The 19,379-nt window shown below is 46.3% G+C and carries 2 protein-coding genes (1 of these 2 only partly in view); both read left to right on the top strand.

Annotated elements, in window-relative coordinates; all coding sequences use genetic code 11:
* Window positions 1–6,539: the 3' portion of a polyketide synthase PksL gene (gene pksL, locus CW370_RS04535; protein WP_101169498.1), read on the top strand. It extends 7,090 nt beyond the left edge of the window; the window shows 6,539 of its 13,629 coding nt (coding positions 7,091–13,629); its start codon lies off the left edge, out of view; the stop codon is at window positions 6,537–6,539.
* A gap of 15 nt (window positions 6,540–6,554) precedes the next feature.
* On the top strand, window positions 6,555–19,355 hold the full coding sequence (pksM, locus tag CW370_RS04540) for a polyketide synthase PksM (RefSeq protein ID WP_101169499.1): 12,801 nt from the start codon (window positions 6,555–6,557) through the stop codon (window positions 19,353–19,355).
* The last annotated feature ends 24 nt before the right edge of the window (window positions 19,356–19,379 follow it).

Consider the following 19,379-nt stretch of genomic DNA (forward strand, 5'->3'; position numbering starts at 1 on the left):
AAGAGTATGCTCCGGAACCTGTGGAGGAACGTTTACCAGCGAGGAAACAGCCGGCTGTCATTGTGCTCTCAGCAAAAAATGAGGAAAGACTTCAGAAACGCGCGGAGCGATTGCTGCATGCCATTCGTGAACAAACATATGTTGAAGCAGATTTACACCGAATTGCCTATACGCTGCAAGTCGGCCGGGAAGCGATGAACGAACGGCTGGCGTTCGTTGCGGAAACGATGCAGGAGCTTGAAGAAAAGCTGTATGAATGTATCTCCGGAACAGAAAATCGTGAATATGTCTATCGCGGACAAGTAAAGAGCAACAAAGAAGCCATTGCTGCTTTTGCTGCTGATGAGGATATGTCAAAAACAATTGAGGCATGGCTGCAAAAAGGAAAATATGCGAAGGTTTTAGACCTGTGGGTAAGAGGTTTGCGAATCGACTGGGGCACGCTATATCAGGATCAAAAACCGCGGCGCATCAGTTTACCTGCCTATCCTTTCTCAAGAGATCACTATTGGATAGACGTACATGCAAAGGCTGAGGAAAAAAGAACGGAGGAGCCATTCGCTCCAGTACAGCCCGTCATTCCAAAGCCGTCTGTAGACAGAGAAGCCAGCGGCAAGCCTGCCAATATTACGTTACAGCCTTTAATGACCAATCAGGATCGTTTGGAGCGGACAGCATCTCTGGTTCCATCAGATACAGAAACAGAGACGATCACGGCGGAAGCCTTGTGCGATGAACTGACAGCGGGCTTAGCGGAAGTGCTGTACATGGACCAAAACGAGATTGATCCAGACGAAGCATTCATAGATATCGGTATGGACTCGATTACCGGGCTCGAATGGATAAAAGCAATAAATAAACAGTATGGCACATCACTAAATGTCACAAAGGTATATGATTATCCGACAACACGTGATTTCGCTGTTTACTTGGCACACGAGTTAAGCACACAGGCTGGGGAGAAAAAACAAACGGAGACGTACACGCCGATCAGACAAAAAACAGCGGTACCTGCTGCTAAACCGGCTAATATATCTCTGCAGCCGTTAGAACATCATCAGCCAGTGCAAGAGGAGGCTGAAGAAACGATTCAATATGCAGCGGCAGAAATATCTGCATCAAGACAATATACTGTAGCAATTGAAACGCTGCATGAAAACTTGAGGGAAAGCATAGCAGACGTGTTATACATGGAGCCATACGAGGTGGATATTGACGAAGCGTTTATAGATATCGGAATGGACTCGATTACCGGACTCGAATGGATAAAAGCGGTGAACAAGCAATACGGAACGTCATTTACGGTAACCAGAGTATATGATTATCCAACGATACGTGATTTTGCCGAAATGCTAAAGTCCGAGCTTGGAACTCATCTTGATAGAAAGATAGAGCATACTGACTCTTTCGAAGCAGCCCAGCAAAAGCCAGCAGCACCATCTAATCCAAAGCCGGCAGAACGGCCGCTACAGCCTGTTCAACATCCAATAAAGAAAGAACATGAGAAGAAAACGGTTCCTGTTCTTCAAGACCGCCCGGAGGATGCGATAGCGATTGTCGGGATGTCGGGAAGATACCCGGGCGCTCGTAATGTAAGAGAGTACTGGGATAACCTGGTTCATGCGAGAAATGCCATTCGGGACATTCCAACATCACGGTGGGATGTTGACAAATACTATGATCCTGTCCTCAACAAAAAAGGGAAAGTCTATTGCAAATCAATGGGGATGCTTGATGATATTGAACATTTTGATCCGTTGTTTTTTAATATTCCACCGTCAGAAGCTGAACTGATGGACCCGCAGCATCGAATCTTTTTGCAGGAAGGCTATAAAGCCTTTGAGGACGCTGGGTACAACGCCCGAACTTTAAATGAGAAAAAATGCGGTGTATATCTCGGCATTATGAGCAATGAATACGGGGTCATGCTGAACCGGCAGGCAAGAGCAAATGCCACCGGGAACAGCTTTGCGATCGCTGCGGCGCGTATTCCATATTTTCTTAATTTAAAAGGGCCTGCGATTCCTATTGACACCGCTTGTTCATCTTCATTGGTCGGCACACATTTAGCGCGGCAGGCACTTATAAACAAAGAAATTGATATGGCGCTGGTCGGCGGGGTCAGCTTATACCTGACGCCGGAATCTTACATCAGTATGTGTGAGGCCGGCATGCTTTCACCTGATGGACAATGTAAAGCATTTGACAATGGCGCGAATGGTTTTGTGCCCGGCGAGGGTGCGGGTGCGCTGGTTCTGAAAAGGCTGAAAGATGCGGAAGCGGACCGTGACCATATTTATGGCATCATCATTGGCTCGGGTATTAATCAGGACGGGAAAACAAACGGAATCACAGCACCGAGTGCGAAAAGCCAAATGGACCTGGAAAGAGACATATATGAAACATACGGCATACATCCTGAGAGTATCAGTTATGTCGAGATGCATGGCACAGGAACAAAACAAGGCGATCCAATTGAATTAGAAGCTCTGTCCACCGTATTTCAAGAAAAAACAGACAAAAAGCAGTTTTGCGCAATCGGTTCCGTCAAAAGCAATATTGGCCATACATCCGCGGCGGCAGGAGTAGCCGGGGTTCAAAAAGTGTTATTGTGCATGAATCATAGAACACTTGTGCCGACATTGAACTTCACGACGCCGAATGAGCATTTTGAATTTGAGCATTCTCCTTTATACGTAAATACGGAGCTTAAGCCTTGGGAAACGGCTGATGGAAAACCGCGGAGAGCATGTGTGAGCTCTTTCGGATATAGCGGAACGAATGCCCATATTGTGATAGAGGAATATCAGCCTGAAAAGAGGAACGATCGATTAACAAAGCAGCACCGCTCAGCATTATTTGTACTCTCAGCGAAAAAAGAGAAGCAATTGAAGGCCTATGCGGAAGCAATGAAAGATTTCGTAACTTCCAATGAAGATATCGATCTGGAGGATATGGCATACACACTTCAGACGGGCCGGGAAGCAATGGATTATCGCATGGCGTTTTTGGCGGATTCGAGAGAAATGCTGATCAAAGCTTTAGATGATTATTTGGCTGAAATGCCGAACGGCAGCATATTTGCTGCTCACGTGAAAACGAAGAAGAGCGAAATCAAGCTGTTTGAAACGGATCATGATGCCAAAGCATTGCTGCAAACATGGATAGAGAAAAAAAGGCTGGAGAAAGTAGCAGAGCTATGGGTGAAAGGGCTGCAGATAGATTGGAACAAGCTTTATGGGGAATACACGCCTCGCCGAATCAGCCTGCCTGCTTATCCGTTCGCGGAAGAGTATTACTGGCTGCCAACTCAAGAAGGTGAACCCGAAACCATTGCTACAGCTCTGCCTCAATCCGAACTGATGCCAAAGCGCTGCTTTCTGCGTAAACAGTGGCAGCCTTGTCCGATTGAACCGGCAGAAATGACGAATCAAACCGTCGCCATTTTGGCAAATGAGGAGACAATGGCATTAGCGGAAGAGCTTTCGACGTATTTCTCGACATACCGTATATTTGACAGCCAAGAGCTGGATCGGGTATCTGCTGCTGACTATGAACACGTTGCTGGAGCAATCGATCTGATCGGGTGCGGAACGAGCCATGAGCATTCTATGGGCTGGATAAACTGGCTCCAAAAGCTGATCGAGAAAGGACGTGCAAGCAAGCATCATTTGACGGTCTTGGGTGTAACAAAGGGGCTGGAGGCCTACGCAAATGAGGGTGTTATTTTGTCTGGTGCTTCACGGGCCGGTTTATACCGCATGCTTCAAAGTGAGTACAGCCATCTTACTTCAAGACATGCAGATATGGAATGCGAAGCCTCTCATGAGGAGCTGGCCAGACTGATTGCAGTTGAATATTATGCCAAGAGCACAGAATCAGAAGTCTGTTATCGAAACGGACAGCGATATCGCGCATATTTGGCAGAGCAGCCAGCAGAAGCCGCTCTTAGTCATAAGCAAGTATCGTTTTCAACAGACAAAGTCCTGCTCATTACAGGCGGGACAAGAGGTCTCGGCTTGCTGTGTGCGCGGCATTTTGTGAAAACATACGGCGTTAAGCGGCTGGTCCTTATCGGCCGTGAAGAGCTTCCGCCGCGTGACCAGTGGAATTCGGTAAAAATTTCCTCGCTTGCCGAGAAAATAAAAGCCGTTCAAGAGCTAGAAGACATGGGTGCGCAAGTTCAGGTGCTGTCTCTGGATCTCACAGACAGGGTTGCTGTCGAACAGAGCCTGAAGACAATACACGAAACAATGGGGGCGATTGGCGGAGTCATCCATTGTGCCGGGATGGTGAACAAACAAAACCCGGCTTTTATCAGAAAATCACTAGAAGAGATCGGACAGGTGCTTGAACCGAAAGTCGAAGGTCTGCAAACGTTGTTTGACCTGCTTCAAGATGAGCCATTGGCGTTTTTCACCTTGTTTTCATCAGTATCAGCGGCCATCCCTGCACTAGCAGCAGGACAAGCTGATTACGCGATGGCAAATGCTTTTATGGATTATTTTGCGGAGGCTCATCAAGATAAATGTCCCATTGTAAGCATTCAGTGGCCTAACTGGAAGGAGACCGGTTTAGGCGAGGTTCGAAGCAAAGCTTTAGAACAAACTGGATTGATCAGTTTGACAAACGACGAGGGATTACAGCTGCTTGACCAGATTCTATCAGACAGACAGTATGCTGTCGTGTTGCCGGCAGTACCAGATACAAACGTTTGGAAGCCGGATAAGCTGATGCAGCCGTCACTGCCTGTCGAAGCTCTCTCGCATCCTGAGACGAAAGAGCAAACCGGCACTCGCAACCTGTTCCCTGAAACAGTCGACTGGCTCGTAACTCTTTTTTCAGATGAACTGAAAATAGCTGCAGAAGACTTTGAAACGGATGAACCTTTCCAAGAATACGGAATCGACTCGATTATATTGGCCCAGCTGGTACAGCAGATGAACCAACAATTAAATGGAGATATTGATCCGTCAATTTTGTTTGAATACCCGACAATAGAATCCTTTGCACACTGGCTCATTTCGAAATATGACATATCAGCTGTTTTACAGCCATCTGTTCCTGAGAAACAGACACCTTTCAAGCCGCAATCAGCAATGAAACAGAAGCCGGTGCCAGAACAGCGGCCGCAACAGATAAGCCATGAAAAAACGGCACTTCTTGCTGAGGACATCGCTATCATCGGTCTTAGTTGCAGGTTCCCAGGAGCAGAAACCCTAGAGGAATACTGGGAACTAATACATGATGGACGGTCTGCGATTGCGCCTGTTCCGCCTGAACGATTCGGGAACTCCAGCTCAAATTACGCGGGCCTCATTGATGAAATGAACCGATTTGATCATGATTTCTTCATGATGTCCGAAAACGATGTCAGAGCGATGGACCCTCAAGCTTTGGCTGTATTGGAGGAAAGCTTGAAGCTATGGTATCACGCGGGTTATACAGAGAAAGAAGTGAAAGGCATGAGGGCTGGTGTTTATATAGGAGGCCGCAGCCAGCACAAGCCTGATCCGGCCAGTCTTTCAAAAGCAAAAAATCCGATAGTCGCTGGCGGACAAAACTATTTAGCGGCTAACATCTCACAATTTTTTGACTTGAAGGGACCGAGTATTGTCCTGGATACCGCTTGTTCCTCTGCACTGGTGGGGCTGAATATGGCCATTCAGGCTCTGCGAAGCGGAGATATTGAGGCAGCGGTTGTAGGCGGCGTCAGTTTGCTTGATGCTGATGCGCATCGAATGTTTCATGAGCGCGGACTTTTATGTGACAAACCGTCATTCCATATTTTTGATAAGCGGGCAGACGGTGTCATTTTAGGAGAAGGCGTGGGCATGGTTCTCGTCAAAACCGTCAGCCAAGCGCTTGAAGACGGAGATTCCATATATGCAGTCATTAAAGCCGCTGCGATTAATAATGACGGAAGAACGGCTGGCCCATCATCTCCGAATCTCGAGGCACAAAAGGACGTCATGCTGTCAGCGCTTGAAAAAAGCGGCAAAAAGACTGAAGAGATCAGCTATCTCGAAGCGAACGGATCGGGGTCGGCAGTAACAGATTTACTTGAATTAAAGGCAATCCAGTCCATTTACCGTTCTGAATCAAAGGCTCCGTTAGGGCTGGGATCGGTGAAACCTAACATCGGCCATCCATTATGTGCAGAGGGGATTGCGAGCCTGATTAAAGTAGCTTTAATGCTGAAGCATAGACAATTGGTTCCGTTCCTGTCAGGTAATGAAAATATGCCGTATTTTGATATAGAAAAAACAGATTTGTATTTCAGCAGATCGCAAGCCGAGTGGAAGGAGACAACGCCGGCTGCGGCAATTAATTGTTTTGCAGATGGCGGAACGAACGCCCATCTCATTATAGAAGCCTGGAATGAATCGGTTGCTCGTCCAATTAGAAGAAAACCTCTGCCTTTGCCGGAATTAAATAGGCAGCCCGTTTTAATCAAACCATCAGCTCAAAACGTGCAGGAAAAAGTGCATTCAGACACAGGGGCTTCTAAAGATATGTTTTGGAAAACTTTCAAATAAGAGAGGAGTGGGAAAATGATAACTGAACAACTGCACATTTCATTAAATAATCCAATCATGTCCAACCACAAGGTATATGGACAAGCGTTATTACCCGGCCTTGCTTATATAGATTTAATCTACCAAGTATTCCAGGAACATGGTTATGCATACCAAGAGCTTGAATTAAAAAACCTGACCATTTTTTACCCTTTGATCGCAGATGAGTCATATGACATTGCCCTGACCATTCACGTGTCTGAAAGAAAGGAAGGGACATGGTCCATCATCATCGACGGACAAAAACAGCATGGAGAATCACTATCTGACAAGAGACAATATGTGACTGCTGACATGCATCGTAAAGAGCAAACCGCTTTTGCCGAATCAATAGACCTTAATCAGTGGAAAAGTACAGCTGACAGGATTCTGAATTTAGATGAAATCTATGAACAATGCCGTTCTCAGGAGTTAGTCCATACCGGCATGATGAAGGCAAAAGGGCGGATTTATGAAGCCAAAGAGGGGGCTTTAATTGATTTAGCAGTTGGACAGGAAGCCCTGCGCCATTCTGAAGCTTTTCTGTTTCATCCGACGCTTATTGACGGCAGCGGCATAGGTTCAAGCTGCCTGATCTCAGATCAAACGATGTACCTGCCATTGTATTATGAATCGTTTTCTGCTTCAGAACGATTGCAAAAAGGATGTACAGCACGGATCCTCTCCTCATCTGTGCGCCAAAAGAAAGAACTCACTTATATGACGATTGAATATTTTAATTCAGCAGGACAAAAAGTGGCCGAGCTGAAACAATTTGCAGGCAAGTCTGTACGGAATATGTCAGCCTTTCATTCTCCAAAAGAAATTCAAGAAAAAAGAGCTGCTGTCTCTCAGAACATCAGTCAGGACTATCCCGCATTTGAAATGTATTTGCGTCAGCTGCTTGCTAAGCAGCTTGAAAGGCCGGCAGAACAAATGGATATCCACGCTGGGTACTATGAGCTTGGTCTGGATTCTCCGTCATTGCTTACCATGGTTCAGGAAATTGGAGATAAGGTTGGAGCGGATCTTGCTCCGACACTGCTGTTTGAATTTACAACAATTGCAGAACTAGCTGCTCATCTTGCTGATCACTATTCAATTGGAGAGGCGGACGATGCTGTCCGCCAATCTCCTTCACCAATGAAGGATTCTCCTGATGGTGTTACCTCTTCACCAGAGATCGGGGAGGACATTGCCATTATCGGAATGGCGGGACGCTATCCTAAGGCAAAAAACATACAGGAATTTTGGGAACATCTTAAAGCGGGTACCGACTGCATCACAGAGATTCCAAACTCACGCTGGGAGTGGAAAGAAAACAATGGACAGGATTCACCTGCAGGCAAGCCACTCTCGAAATGGGGCGGGTTTATCGAGGAGGCTGATTGCTTTGATCCTCAATTTTTCAGAATCTCTCCGCGTGAAGCGGAAATGATGGACCCTCAGGAACGGTTATTTTTAGAGACATGCTGGGAAGCTATTGAAGATGCGGGTTATACACCAGAGACAATTGCTTCACCGCAGGGAGAAAATAAAAGACAGCATGTCGGTGTGTTTGCCGGCGTAATGCATAAGGACTATTCCCTTATAGGGGCTGAAGCTCTATCAGAACACAATCCATTTCCTTTATCGCTGAATTATGCGCAAATCGCCAACAGGGTCTCTTACTATTGTAATTTCCACGGCCCAAGCATGGCGGTGGACACGGTCTGCTCTTCCTCATTAACTGCGGTTCATCTGGCAATAGAGAGCATCCGGAATGGAGAATGCGAGGCCGCGCTTGCCGGAGGCGTCAATTTGTCATTGCATCCGGCTAAATATATCAGCTATGGCAGTGTAGGAATGCACTCAAGTGACGGCTATTGCCATACTTTCGGCAAAGACGGAGATGGCTACGTATCTGGAGAAGGTGTCGGGACAGTATTGCTAAAACCGCTGCGAAAAGCTGAACAGGACGGTGACCGAATCTATGCTGTCATCAAAGGCAGTGCGATAAATCATGTAGGAAAAGTAAGCGGAATTACAGTACCGAGCCCGGTAGCTCAAGCTGATGTAATCGAAGCATGTCTAGAAAAAACAGGAATTGATCCGCGCACCATCAGCTATGTTGAAGCCCATGGCACTGGCACCTCATTGGGAGATCCGATTGAAATACAGGGGTTAGTAAAAGCTTTCAGCCGCAATACGCAGGACAAGCAATTCTGTTCAATCGGTTCTGTGAAATCAAATATTGGCCATGCTGAAGCTGCAGCCGGCATTAGCGGCTTAACGAAGACTGTCCTGCAGCTGCATCATAAAACCTTGGTGCCGTCATTACATTCAGAAGAGCTGAATCCTTATTTGAAGCTTGATCAAACCCCATTTTTTGTCCAGCATGAAACAAAGGAATGGGAGCAGCCATCTTTTACAGAAAACGGGGTGGACGTCACATATCCCCGCCGTGCCGGTTTAAGTTCGTTTGGCGCTTCAGGATCAAATGCGCATCTTATTTTGGAAGAATATATTCCGGCAGAGAGCCATTCAGAGACGATTTTAACGAAAAATGAAGAAATAGTGATACCTTTGTCTGCGAGAAACAAAGATCGTCTGCAGGCTTACGCTCTTAAACTTCTTGATTTTCTTAGCGAGGACGTCAATCTTTTAGCGTTAGCTTATACCATGCAGGCAGGACGGGTTGAAATGGAGGAGCGTGCGGCCTTCATTGTAAAAGACATAAAAGATTTAACGGCTAAACTTCGAGCGTTTGCCAATGGCGAAGAAGAGATCGAGGGCTGCTGGACCGGACAAGCCAAGGAGAATCAGGAGGCGGCTGGGCTAGCATCGGTAAATGCGCTGAATAACAATTTGATAACAGACAGTGAAATGATGGAAATGGCGAAAGCATGGGTTCAAGGAAAGCGGGTCACCTGGGAAGACCTATACGGCGATCGCAAGCCGCTTAAAATCAGTGTTCCGACCTATCCGTTTGCAAGGGAGCGCTACTGGATCCCGGTTCCTGAAATGAAAACCAGCACTGTGAATCATATCTTACATCCGCTGGTGCACCGCAATACATCAGACTTTACTGAGCAGCGCTTTAGCTCTGTATTTACAGGCACGGAATTTTTCCTTTCTGATCATGTTGTACAGGGACAGAAGATTTTGCCGGGCGTTGCCTATTTAGAGATGGCAAGGGAAGCAGCGGAAAAAGCTGCAGGCGATCTGGACGGCGAACAAAGAGTGGTGTCGCTTAAAGACATTGTGTGGGTGCGTCCTATCACGATAGAAAGTGAACCAAAAGAAATACATATTGGCCTTTTTCCTGAGGATAACGGGGACATTTCCTTTGACATTTATAGCAGCTCTGAACATAAAGAAGAAGCCCTGACGATACACTGCCAAGGCCGCGCTGTCATTTCAGATGAAGCGGACACTTCCATTTTAAACCTTTCATCAATACAGACAGAATGCAGCCTGGACACAGTGACGTCAGAACAATGCTATGCAGCGTTTCGAAAGATTGGGCTTGACTATGGAGAGGGCTATCAAGGGATTGAAAAAGTCTATGTCGGCAAAGATCAATTGCTTGCAAAAATCTCGTTACCCGCTTTTCTAAAAAACGACAAGCAGCATTTTGCGCTCCACCCGAGTTTGATGGATTCCGCGTTCCATGCCACAGTCGGTTTTATCGTTAGCTCAGTCAATGCCGCTGGACAAGCTCAGACGCTGTCTCTTCCATTTGCGTTACAGGAGGTTGATATTTTCAGCCCATGTCCAGAGAAGATATGGTCTTATATTCGATACAGTTCAGACAGTAAAGCGGAGGACAAAGTCAGAAAGTATGATATTGATTTATGTGATGAGAACGGACACGTTTGTGTGCGAATGAAGGGTGCCTCGATGCGGGCACTTGATGGAGAGCAGCATTCAAAGCCGCAACTATTAACTGATTCTCAGCTGACCGGGCATACGATGATGATCCCTGTCTGGGAACCAGTCTCTTCAGATACGGAGGATAATGCTTCGTTTGCTGGTACACGAGTTGTTTTATGCGGTGCTGCTGAAGCTGATCGGGCATTAATAAAGCATCATTATCCGCAAGTTTCCTTTATCGATATCCGGCCTGCAGATGACATTGAGGGAATAGCGGACAAACTGCAAGCGTACGGAAGCATTGACCATGTATTGTGGATTGCCCCGTCACACCGGGGAAGTATAGGTAGTGATGGACAAGGAGAAGCTGTTCTTCACTTATTTAAGCTTGTGAAAGCATGCCTGCAATTAGGCTATGGCGAGAAACAACTTGAATGGTCTCTTGTGACCGTCCAAGCGCAGCCGGTTACGCAACATGAGGCAGTACAACCCGCTCATGCAAGCATTCATGGGCTTGCCGGCACAATGGCAAAGGAATATCCACACTGGAAAATCCGTCTTCTCGATCTTGAAAAAGGCTGCACATGGCCGGTAAATCACATGTTTGCGCTCCCAGCTGACCGCCTTGGCCATGCTTGGGCCTATCGTAATCAGCAATGGCATCAGCAGCAATTGATCCCATATCGGCACTCACTGTCAGGCGACACGCTATATCGGAAAGGCGGAGTCTATGTGGTCATCGGAGGAGCCGGGTATATCGGAGAGGCGTGGAGTGAGTACATGATCCGCCGCTACCAGGCGCAAATCGTTTGGATTGGGCGAAGTCAACTTAATGCTGCCATCCAGTCAAAAATAGACCGACTTTCGGCGCTTGGCCCTGAGCCTTTCTACATTGCAGCCGATGCAGCCGATAAGCATTCATTGCAGCAGGCTTATGATCAAGTGAAAATGCGCCATCCTCATATTCACGGGATTGTTCACTCTGCGATGGTTTTATTTGAGCAAAGCCTGGAAAAAATGAAGCCGGAAGAATTCACCGCTGGACTGGCGGCGAAGATCGATGTCAGTATTCGGATGGCCCAAGTGTTCCGCCAGGAGAATGTAGATTTTGTTTTATTCTTCTCTTCGCTTGTAGCCCATATCAAAAATGTGAAGCAAAGCCATTATGCCTCTGGCTGTACATTTGCAGATGCTTTTGCTCACCAGCTTTCTCAGAGCTGGGCATGCCCTGTAAAAGTCATGAACTGGGGATATTGGGGGAATAGTGAAGCGGCTGAGGATGAACATTATGTACAACTCATGAATCAAATCGGCTTAGGTTTAATTGAGCCTGCGGAGGCTATGAAGGCGCTGGAAGCACTGCTTTCTGGGCCAGTCAGCCAAACAGCTTTCATTCATACGACAAAGCCTGTAGCAGTCGAAGGCGTGAATCAGAATGAATTCATCACTCTTTATCCAGAGCAACCTTCAGCAGATGCAGAGAGCCTGATGGAGCGTCTGCCGACTACGGGACGATTTCAAAGAGTGACACATGAAGAGCTTGATGATCTTCTTTACAGGCTGTTGTTAGGACAGCTGCAAACAGCCGGGCTGTTTGATGGTTATACATTATCGGTTGAACGTCTTCAACAATATAAGACTCGTGAATTTTATGGAAAATGGATTCGGCAAAGCAGCGAATTTCTCTTGCAGCATGGCTATCTTAAGAAAGTTGGAGATTCATTGGTGAGGAAGGACCAAGCAGAGGATATCGAGCTGCTTTGGCTAGAATGGAACGCGAAAAAAGAAAAGTGGCTTAAAGACAGCGAGACAAAGGCGATGGTTGTATTAGCAGAGGCCATGCTGAAAGCATTACCGGATATTTTGACAGGGAAAGTCCCTGCAACAGATATCATGTTCCCGCATTCCTCGATGGAACTTGTGGAAGGCATTTATAAGCATAACCAAGTGGCAGACTATTTTAATAAAGTGCTTGCCGATACATTAATAGCTTATCTGGATGAACGTCTGAAGCACGACCCTGAGGCATCGATTCGCATTATGGAAATAGGCGCAGGCACAGGCGGCACGAGTGCCGGAATCTTTGAAAAACTGAAACCATATCAAAAGCACATCAATGAATATTGCTATACAGATCTGTCTAAAGCATTTTTGCTGCATGCAGAAAAGGAATATGGGGCGGAAAATCCGTACCTGACATATCAGCTTTTTGATGTGGAAAAACCGATTGATCAGCAGGAATTTGAAGCGGGAGGCTATGATGTCGTCATTGCCGCTAATGTCCTTCACGCAACAAAAAATATCCGTCAAACACTGCGGCATACAAAAGCGGTAATGAAAAACAACGGAATGCTGCTGCTGAATGAAATGGCGGGAAACAGCCTGTTCCCTCACATCACCTTTGGTCTTTTGGAAGGCTGGTGGCTGTATGAAGATCCTGCAGTGCGGATTCCCGGCTGTCCAGGCTTACATCCTGACAGCTGGAAAGCGGCACTTGAAAGCGAAGGCTTTGAATCTGTCTTTTTCCCGGCCGAGGCGGCACATGATCTGAGTCACCAAATCGTCGCAGCCTCAAGTAACGGGCTGGTTCGCCGTATGATGAAAAATGTGATCTTGCCGGAGAAGGTTGTTTCACAAGCGTCTAATCAGGAGCCAGCCTACATTCATACCATAGATTCAGAGGAAGCTGGACAATCAAAACATGCTCTCCTAAGAGAAAAAAGCACAGAATATATGAAAAAACTAATCGGGGAAACGTTGAAAATTCCTGCAGGAAAGATTGAGTCATCTGAACCGCTTGAAAAGTACGGTATTGATTCTATCGTTGTTGTCCAGCTGACGAATACATTGCGTAAAGAATTTGACCATGTAAGCAGCACTTTATTTTTCGAGTACCAGACCATTGACGCATTAGTGGAGCATTTCATCAAAACAAAAACAGAAGCGCTGATGAAATTAACAGGTCTTGACCGTCAAGTTCAACAACAGACACCGGCCGAAAGCAGAACCCAATCTTCACAGAAACCTGATCAGGCCGCTAAAAGAACACGGCGCTATCGCAAGCTTGGCTTCAGCAGAGAGAAAGAAACACCGACAAACACTCTTGCAAGCCGTGACGTTGCCATTATCGGCATTTCTGGACGCTATCCTCAGGCGGAAACAGCAGAAGACTTTTGGAATAACCTAAAAGAAGGAAGAAATTGTATTGAGGAAATTCCGAAAGATCGCTGGGATTGGAAAGCTTATTACGATAAAGAAAAAGGAAAAGAAGGATCAATTTATACGAAATGGGGCGGATTTATCAAGGATATGGACAAGTTTGATCCATTATTCTTTCAGATTTCTCCGCTTGAGGCAGAAAGAATGGACCCTCAGGAGCGATTATTTCTGCAAACCGCTTATGCAAGTATTGAAGACGCGGGATACACGCCTGACTCGCTCTGTTCAAGCAGAAAAATCGGCGTCTTTGCCGGAGTCATGAACAAAAATTATCCGACCGGCTACGGCTATTGGTCTATCGCCAACAGAATATCCTATTTACTGAATTTCCAAGGCCCGAGTCTTGCAGTCGATACAGCCTGCTCATCCTCCCTGACAGCGATTCATTTAGCGCTGGAAAGCATCTATAGCGGATCGAGTGATTGTGCCATTGCCGGCGGTGTCAATTTAGTTGTCGACCCGGTTCACTATCAGAATTTATCTGTCATGAATATGCTCTCTGCTAGTGATACATGTAAATCATTCGGCGATGATGCAGATGGATTTGTCGACGGTGAAGGCGTAGGCGCCATTGTGTTAAAGCCGCTGCAGCAAGCAATAGCGGACGGTGACCATATTTACGGTGTGATAAAGGCAAGTGCCATTAATAGCGGAGGAAAAACAAATGGATACACGGTTCCAAATCCTCATGCACAGGCACAGGTAATTAAAGAAGCAATGGAGCGCGCCGACATTCCTGCCCGAACCATCAGTTATTTAGAGGCGCATGGAACAGGCACTGCATTAGGAGATCCGATTGAGATAGCGGGGTTAACAAAAGCATTCGAGAAAGATACGCAGGAGAAACAGTTTTGTGCGATCGGCTCCAGCAAATCAAATATCGGTCATTGTGAAAGTGCAGCCGGAATTGCAGGGCTGACAAAAATACTTTTTCAGTTTAAATATGGCCAAATTGCGCCATCATTGCATGCTCAGCGGTTGAATCCGAACATCGAGTTCAGCCATACGCCATTTGTCGTTCAGCAGCAACTTGGTGAATGGAAACGCCCAGTGATTGGCGGGCAAGAGGTGCCTAGGCGCGCTGGCTTGAGCAGTTTTGGCGCCGGAGGGTCCAATGCCCATATCATTCTGGAAGAATATATTCCAAGAACGGGGGCGCAAACGCCGAAAGACCATCCTCCAGCGCTGATTGTGCTGTCGGCCAAAAACATGGAACGCTTGCAAGAAAAAGCGGAACAGCTGCTTACAGCCATCAAACAAAAGAGGTACCGCGAAACAGACCTGATCAGGATCGCCTATACCTTGCAAACAGGCCGTGAAGCAATGGAAGAACGGCTGGCCTTTATAGCGGAATCACTAGAGGATCTTGAGAGAAAGCTGAACGATTTTATCGAAAACAAAGCAGACAGCCTGTATCTGGATCGCATCGATGATAACAAAAAAGCGTTAGCAGTCTTATCAGCGGATGAGGATACGGAAAAAATCATAGAAGCATGGATGAGAAAGGGGAAATACACGAAACTGCTGGATCTTTGGGTGAAAGGCTTGTCTTTCGACTGGGGCATGCTGTATGGCACCCAAACGCCTGTCCGGATCAGTCTTCCGGCATATCCATTTGCAAAAGAACGTTACTGGGCACCAGGCGCGGCAAAGGCTCCGGCGTCTATAGAACAGGATCATGATCAGCAAACAGAAGAACCTTTCAAGGTTATGACTTTTCAAGAAGTGTGGAAAGAAGAGCCGGCGACTTTCACATCGAAACGTATCAAAACGCTCATCTGTTTTCTGACTGAAAGAGAAAAGCAAAACGCATTTGCTTCAGCCTTGAAAAACGTTGATCAAGACACTAAGGTCATTTTTATATCACAGGGCGAAGTGTACAGCAAACAGTCTGGATATAGCTACCAGATTGTGCGGCAAGAACCCGTTACTTTTGAAAAGGCCTTCCAGAGCATTAAAGAAGAACTTGGAGAGCCAGATGCAATCCTCTATATGTGGCCTTTGGAAGACAAGCGCTGTATAAAGGACCATTCCTGTATTGTTTACCTATTACAAGGTATGTCCGCAGCAAAGCTTCATCCTTCACGGCTGCTGCTGGCAGGGTGTTTTGAAGATGGTCTTGACCGAAGCTGTCTGGAATCATGGATTGGCTTCGAACGTTCACTCGGGCTTGTCCTTCCGCATACAAAAGTGACTGGAATCTTTCAGCCGGCGGAACAAGGATCGATGGATGATTGGACACGTAAAGTCTGGGCAGAATTACAGGCTTCAGCTGAACAAACGGTTTTGTATCAGAATCTGAAACGATATGTAAATCACATTGAACAGACAACGTTACAACCAGACGACAGCAAATTGAAGTCTGGCGGTACTTACCTGATTACAGGCGGTGTAGGAGGGCTTGGTTATTTATTTGCCAAGCATTTGGCCAAAAACTATGCCGCAAACCTGATTTTGACAGGGCGGTCGCCTTTTAATGATGAGAAGCAAAAGCAAATAAAAGAATTAAAGAATCTAGGCGGCGAAGCGATGTATGCAGAAGCAGATGTGTCTGATCCTATCGCAATGGGAGACTGCGTAAAAAGAGGGAAAGACCGATTCGGTGCCATCAACGGTGTCATTCATGCAGCCGGGATCGAGAGCGACTCTGCTATTTTTGACAAAAAGATCGAAAGCTTCCAGCGCATCATTGAACCGAAAATCAACGGCACGATAGCGCTTGATGAATGGCTTAAAAATGAAGACCTTGATTTTATGTGTTATTTTTCTTCTTCTTCTGCGGTTTTAGGGGATTTTGGATGTTGTGATTATGCGATTGGCAATAGGTTTCAGATGGCTTACGCACAATACAGAAATGAGCTGCATAACGGTAAAACGTTTGTCATCAACTGGCCTGTATGGAAGGATGGCGGAATGAAGATCGGTGATGAGGAAACAACGGATATGTACCTGAAATCAAGCGGCCAACGCTTCCTAGAAGCCGAGGAAGGCATCCGTATGTTTGAGCACATCCTAGCTCAGCAGGATGCTCAGCATCTCGTGATAGCCGGTCAGCCCAGCCGTGTCAGCAGATTTTTAGGAATGACTGAACCAGCTATTCCAGAACCGGCCACTCAAGCCCCTCTAGCACAAGAAAACAAGGATGAGGTAAAAACGTTAAGCATTGAAAAGCGTTTAGAACACGACTTGAAAGAGCATATTCACACATTGCTTAAGATTTCAAAGGACAAGCTGAATTTGAACAAAAATTGGGCCGACTTCGGATTTGATTCAATCTATTTGGCTAAATTTTCGAATGTGTTATCAAAGCATTTCAACATCGAAGTGACACCGGCTTTATTTTTCGGCTATTCGACTTTACAAGAATTGATAGGCTTTTTCTTAACCGATCATAAAGAGCTGATTGAAGCATTTTACCGGGATGATGCATCAGAGGCGCAAAAGCCCCCTGAAGCTTATGCAGCAATTCCTGTAGCTCCAGAACCGGAAACCAGTAAACAAAGCATTCGGCAGGTTCACGATGAGCCTATTGCCATTATCGGCATGAGCGGCAGGTTCCCTCAAGCTGATTCGGTCCATGAGCTGTGGGATAATCTGAAAAACGGTAAATCGTGTATCTCTGACATTCCGGGCGAACGCCGGGACTGGGGGAGAGCTAACAGAGATCCAGAAAAAGCAGTGCCAAGGTGGGGTGCATTTTTGAAGGACATAGACCGGTTTGATCCGCTGTTTTTTCAAATATCGCCTAAAGAAGCCGAAAGCATGGATCCGCGCCAGCGCATTTTTCTAGAGGAAGCATGGCACACGTTTGAAGACGCCGGCTATATGGGAGATCGGATAAAAGGAAAATCCTGCGGTGTTTATGTAGGTGTGGAAGAAGGGGAATATGCGCACCTAACCGGAGATTCGGATTACATTAACGGAACACAAAACGCCACATTGTCTGCGAGAATCGCATACGCATTGGATTTAAAAGGGCCTAATATGGCTTTGACAGCAGCATGTTCATCTGGACTGGTGGCGATTCACCAGGCATGTTCAGCTCTGCGTCAGGGGGATTGTGAAATGGCTTTAGCCGGCGGCGTCAGCTTGAATATTTCTCACATGTCTTTTGAGGCGCTGACAAGGGCCGAAATGCTGTCTCCGAACGGACAATGCAAAGTGTTTGACCAAGAGGCCAATGGCCTTGTGCCAGGTGAAGCGGTGGCTGCTGTTCTCTTGAAACCATTATCAAAGGCAATTGAAGATAAAGATCATATTTATGGCTGCATCAAAGCCAGCGGCGTGAATTACGATGGCAAAACCAACGGCATTACTGCGCCAAATCCTTTTAGCCAGGCAGAATTGATCGAAAACATTTATGAAAAAAATGAAATCAATCCGCTCGATATTCAATATGTGATGGCGCACAGTACCGGCTCGAATCTTGGTGATCCGCTTGAGGTCCAAGCGTTAACGAGCGTGTTCAGCAAATATACGAAGCAGAAGCAATTCTGTATGATCAGCTCAATTAAACCTTTAATCGGACACACATTTGCAGCGTCAGGAACGGTTGCTTTAATCAGTATGCTGATGGCTATGAAAAACCAGATCATTCCGGCCACTCATCACTGTGAATCGGAAAACCCGTATATTCCGTTTAAAGAAAGCCCATTTGTGCTTTGCAAAGAAAACCGTTCGTGGATCAGGAAAAATCAGAAGCCGAGGATGGGAACGATCAGCACGACTGGAATCAGCGGCACCAATGCACATGCAGTCATTGAAGAATACATTCCGGATGATCAGCCGTCCACACAGCGGCATCAAGGGTCACCGCAGGTCATCGTGCTTTCAGCCCAAAATGACGATCGGCTTCAGGATGCTGCCTGCCGCATGATTGCGTATCTGGAGCAGAATCATAACTTTTCTTTACCTGATGTGGCATATACGCTTCAGGTTGGGAGAAAAGCCATGGAAGCAAGGCTAGCGATCGTTGCAAACAATCAGGAGCAATTGGTGCGAAAATTGAAGGAATATGTGGAAGCAATGAAGAATGGTGGGATATCGGGCCAACAGAGATCCCTTTATACAGGATATACAGAAGGGATATTAGAAGAACAAGATGAAGCAGTTCTGCAGGCTCTCGCAAAAGAAAGAAATTTGGAAAACATCGCGGAATGCTGGGTGAAAGGATATCAGATTCCTTGGGAACTCCTTCATGATGGCGATCACGTTCGAATGGTTTCTTTACCTGGTTATCCATTTGCAAGGGAGCGGTATTGGGTTTCGTCAGGCACCCAGCAATCAGTGGCCGTTAAACAGCATTCACAAGATATGAAAACAGAGATTGACGAGCCGAATGGCAAAACCCATATTCAAAAGATCATTGTTCAATTTTTAGCACGAGAATTGGGCATATCTGAGGATCGAATCAATTTCAAAAGAAACTTTTTGGATTATGGGATGGATTCAATTCTTGGCCGAAAATTGATGCGGCATATCGAAAAAACCACGCAGCTGAAGATGGCCGGTCGGGAAATCCTTGAATGTCAGACAGTCCAAGCTCTATCTGACCATTTGGCCTTAAAAGCGGAAAAACAAAATCATAGCGCAGCAGCACATCACATAAAGGGCACGTATACAGACGAGCAAATCATCGGATTGATGCAAGAGGTGGCGCTAGGGAAATTGGATTTTAAGAGTGTGCAAAACATCATAGAAGGGAGTAAATCGTATGAATCATAAAGAAATTCTCGATGCCTTCAGATC

Origin of the sequence: Bacillus sp. SN32 (genome assembly GCF_002837495.1) — a bacterium.
Classification (GTDB): domain Bacteria; phylum Bacillota; class Bacilli; order Bacillales; family Bacillaceae; genus Bacillus; species Bacillus subtilis.

Coding starts and splice junctions, on each gene's coding strand:
- pksM (WP_101169499.1), top strand. CDS start 6,555: ATGATAACTGAACAACTGCACATTTCATTAAATAATCCAATCATGTCC.